General features: G+C 59.9%; 3 protein-coding genes. 1 reads left to right on the forward strand and 2 read right to left on the reverse strand.

Annotated features, from left to right (window positions below):
• Window positions 1-888: 888 nt before the first annotated feature.
• Both DBR18_RS11990 and ggt read right to left on the reverse strand, forming a co-directional pair.
• Window positions 889-1,422: a cysteine hydrolase family protein gene (locus tag DBR18_RS11990; protein ID WP_108590471.1), complete on the reverse strand. Its 534-nt coding sequence runs from the start codon at window positions 1,420-1,422 to the stop codon at window positions 889-891.
• A gap of 68 nt (window positions 1,423-1,490) precedes the next feature.
• Window positions 1,491-3,218: a gamma-glutamyltransferase gene (gene ggt, locus DBR18_RS11995; protein ID WP_108590472.1), complete on the reverse strand. Its 1,728-nt coding sequence runs from the start codon at window positions 3,216-3,218 to the stop codon at window positions 1,491-1,493.
• A gap of 152 nt (window positions 3,219-3,370) precedes the next feature.
• Here ggt and DBR18_RS12000 point away from each other — a divergent pair.
• The coding region (locus tag DBR18_RS12000; protein WP_256588686.1) for a methylated-DNA--[protein]-cysteine S-methyltransferase at window positions 3,371-3,777 on the forward strand (407 nt) is incomplete at its 3' end.

A 3,777-nucleotide genomic window follows, 5' to 3' on the forward strand; every position in this document is an offset into this window, starting at 1 on the left:
GTGCTGGAGGGGGTGGTGGCACCGCGGGTCGGGGAGATTCGTGGGGTTCTGTTCGCGACTTGAGGTGTGAGGGCTGCTACGCAGCCCGGCGCGAGCAAGCTCGCTCGCCACAGGGGATTTGGGTTGGGTATGGGAACCTGTTCATACCATCGGCCATTGTGGGAGTCAGCCTGCTGGTGATTGGGTTGGCACAGCTGGCATCTTCATTGATAGATCCACCGCCATCGCTGGCAGGCCAGCTCCCACAGGGGGTTTGGGTTGGGTATGGGAACCTGTGTACAACACCGGCCATTGTGGGAGCCAGCATGCTGGCGATTGGGTTGGCACAGCTGGCATCTTTATTGATAGATCCACCGCCATCGCTGGCAGGCCAGCTCCCACAGGGGGTTTGGGTTGGGTATGGGAATCTGTGCACACCACCGGCCCTTGTGGGAGTCAGCCTGCTGGGATTGGGTTGGCACAGCTGGCATCTTCATTGATAGATCCACCGCCATCGCTGGCAGGCCAGCTCCCACAGGGGGTTTAGGTTGGGTATGGGAACCTGTGTACAACACCGGCCATTGTGGGAGCCAGCCTGCTGGCGATTGGGTTGGCACAGCTGACACCTTCATTGATAGATCCACCGCCATCGCTGGCAGGCCAGCTCCCACAGGGGGTTTGGGTTGGGTATGGGAACCTGTGTACAACACCGGCCATTGTGGGAGCCAGCCTGCTGGCGATGGGGTTGGCACAGCTGGCATCTTCATTGACAGATCCACCGCCATCGCTGGCAAGCCAGCTCCCACAAGGATCTGTGTTGTTCAAAGACTTTGTGATCCATGCCAAACCCTGTGGGAGCTGGCTTGCCAGCGATGAGGCCAGTAAGAACATCAAAGGTCTTTGCGGGCTTCAGAAAATGATCGCGGCGGCAGGCTTGACGTCAACGCGGGCGGTAGCGCCGGTCAGGTGCGCCAGATCCTTGTTGTGTTCGGCGATGATGTCTTCGGCGCTCATGTTGCCGTTGTCGACGGTGGAGTGAGCGTCCGCGACGAGCACCACGTCGTAGCCCAGTTCGTGCGCCCTGCGCACGGTGGCGTTGACGCAGTAGTCGGTTTGCAGGCCACAAATGATCAGACGTTCAAAGTCTTCGCTGGGCAGCAGTTTGCCCAGGTCAGTCTGGTAGAACGAATCCCGGTTTGTTTTGCGTACGCGCAGGTCTTGCGTTTCCGTAAGCAGCCCTTCAGCCAGTTGCCAGCCTTCGACACCATGGGCCAGCGGGCCGTCCTTTTCTTCATGCTGAATCAGCACCACGGGCACACCCGCCTTGCGAGCGCGAGCGCTGAGCTGGTTGATGGTTTCGATGACCCGGCCGGTGTCGAAGCACTGGTACTCGCCCGAGCAAAGATCCTGTTGGACGTCGATGATCAGCAATGCAGTAGACATGATCGGGTCTTCCTTGATGGATACTCAAAACAGGGGCCGGGCCTGAGCCCGCCCCCTTTTTACGCCTCTCAGTAACCCAGTGACAAGCCGGTATTGCGCCGTGGATCGTTGGCCCCGTAGAAACGGTTTTTGCCCACCGGCTTACCACCCAGCGACGGTGCGCCAACGAGGATCGCGGCGATATGGTTGGCATCCTGCGGCCCTGCAAACTTGTGGCCCCAGCTCTCGAGAATTTTCTTCGTATCGGGGCTGGCGGCGAAGTCTTCGAGGTTGGTTTCCTCCGGCATCCATTGCTGGTGGAAGCGCGGTGCGTCAACCGCCTCCTGCAGGCCCATGCCGTAGTCGATGACATTGAGCATGGTCAGCAAGGTCGCGGTGATGATCCGACTGCCACCCGGCGTGCCGACCACCATCACCACTTTGCCATCCTTGGTGACGATGGTCGGGCTCATCGACGACAGCGGGGTTTTGCCCGGGGCGATGGCATTGGCTTCGCCCTGCACCAGACCGTACATGTTCGGCACGCCGACCTTGGAGGTGAAGTCGTCCATTTCGTCGTTGAGGATCACCCCGGTCTTGCTCGCCATCACGCCGGCGCCGAACCAGTCGTTGAGGGTGTAGGTCACCGACACTGCGTTGCCCCACTTGTCGACGATCGAATAGTGCGTGGTGTTGTTGCCTTCATGCGGGGCGACGCCGGGCTTCAGCTCGGCCGAGATCCCGGCCTTCTGTGGCTGGATCGCGTTACGTAGCTTGGTCGCGTAGTTCTTGTCCAGCAGATGCTCGATCGGATTCTTGACGAAGTCCGGGTCACCCAGATAGCTGTTGCGATCCACGTAGGCGTGGCGCATCGCTTCGATCTGGTAGTGCATGCCCTGGGCCGAATGGAAGCCCAGATCCTTCATCGGATAGCCTTCGAGAATGTTCATGATCTCGCAGATCACCACCCCGCCTGAGCTTGGCGGTGGCGCCGACACCACGTGATAGCCGCGGTAATCGCATTCCACCGGGGCCAGTTCGCGGGTCTTGTATTTGTCGAGGTCAGCCTGGGTGATGATGCCCTTGTTGGCCTGACTGGAGGTGACGATGGCGTCGGCCACCCAGCCCTTATAGAAGCCATCGGCGCCTTTTTCGGAAATCGTGCGCAGGGTTTTCGCCAGATCCTTCTGCACCAGTTTCTGCCCGACCTGCATCGGTTCGCCGTTGCTGAGGAAGATCGAACCCGAATCGCGCATGTCCTTCTTGAACACATCGGTGGCGTAATCCAGCAGATCGACGTCGCCCTGCTCCAGTTCGAAGCCGTCTTCAGCCAGTTTGATGGCAGGTGCGATCATGTCCTTGCGCGGTTTGGTGCCGTATTTGCTCAGCGCCAGCTCCATACCTGAGACAGTGCCGGGCACCGCCACGGCGAGGTGACCACGAGTGCTCAGGTCCGGGACGACGTTGCCGTCCTTGTCCAGGTACATGTTGGCGGTCGCCGCCAGCGGGGCTTTTTCGCGGAAGTCGAGGAAGGTCTTGCGCCCGTCCGCCAGTTGAATGGTCATGAAACCGCCACCGCCGAGGTTGCCGGCCGCGGGATACACCACCGCCAGCGCATAACCCACGGCAACCGCGGCATCCACCGCATTACCACCGTTTTTCAACACATCGACGCCGACGTGAGAGGCCAGGTGTTGGGCCGTGACCACCATGCCGTTCTCGGCGGCCACCGGTGCCACCGACGCGGCGTGGGCCATGAGGCAGCTCAGTGCCAGTGAAGTCGCTATCAGCGTTTTGGCCAACGGTTCGTACTTCATGAGTCGATCTCTTTTTTTGTTATTGGATGGTGTGCGGAACACAACGGAACGCTTCAAAAGCAACAAGCAGTATGGTCGCTATTGCGATTTGCGCCTCCCCGATCAGGCAGTATGCTGAGCGCTCTCGCCGTGCTGATCCGGAGTTCTGACACATGTCCTACACGTTCATCACCCTGCCCTCACCGGTCGGCGAACTGAAGCTGGTCGCGAACGGCTCACGACTGGCAGCCATCCTCTGGGAAAACGACAAACCCAATCGCGTGCGCCTGGGACCGATGACTGAAGATCCGGACAATCCGGTACTGCGCAAAACCGCACAGCAGCTCGAAGAATATTTTGCCGGCGACCGTGATCGCTTCGAACTGGAGCTGGATTTTGTCGGCACCGATTTTCAGAAAAAGGTCTGGGCGGCGTTGCTGACCATTCCGTTTGGCGAAACCCGCACTTACAGCCAGATCGCCGAGCAGATCGGTAATCCCAGCGCCGTGCGGGCCGTGGGTGCAGCGAATGGGCGCAACCCGATTTCGATTGTCGCGCCGTGTCATCGGGTGATCGGTGC

It is taken from the genome of Pseudomonas sp. HMWF021 (assembly GCF_003061005.1).
Classification (GTDB): domain Bacteria; phylum Pseudomonadota; class Gammaproteobacteria; order Pseudomonadales; family Pseudomonadaceae; genus Aquipseudomonas.

Coding starts and splice junctions, on each gene's coding strand:
- DBR18_RS11990 (WP_108590471.1), bottom strand. CDS start 1,422: ATGTCTACTGCATTGCTGATCATCGACGTCCAACAGGATCTTTGCTCG.
- ggt (WP_108590472.1), bottom strand. CDS start 3,218: ATGAAGTACGAACCGTTGGCCAAAACGCTGATAGCGACTTCACTGGCA.